Below are 321 nucleotides of genomic sequence, written 5' to 3'. Positions count from 1 at the left end.
ATTCTGCAGATACAAACAGCAAGGATAATGATAAAGTAAATACAACAGTTTCCACAAAAATAGTTGAAGGAACGTTTGTAGCTAATAACTGCGATGGTGGCAGGTTTTCAATTGAATTTAAAAATAACGACGGGAAGCCAACTTTTAAAATCTTTGATAAGAAGAAGATTATTGCTGCCGGAAATGTCTCTTCTGAAACCGATGAAAAAACAGGCGAAATAACCGGCATTGTCATGGGAGAAATCGGTGGATTATTTGATGGAGATAAAATTACCATTCAGAACTATGGAAATTCCATGAATGAATTTGATCATTTTACAC

The 321-nt window shown here is 34.6% G+C and carries 1 protein-coding gene; it reads left to right on the top strand.

Features of this window, described 5'->3' with window-relative positions; all coding sequences use genetic code 11:
- On the top strand, window positions 1-321 hold a 321-nt coding region (locus ACPYOJ_RS34960), incomplete at both ends, for a hypothetical protein (RefSeq protein WP_481420322.1).

The organism is Rhizobium sp. SVR5-9E (assembly GCF_056755095.1).
The sequence above is the reverse complement of the archived record's forward strand: the minus strand, read 5'-3'. Positions and strand labels throughout refer to the sequence as shown.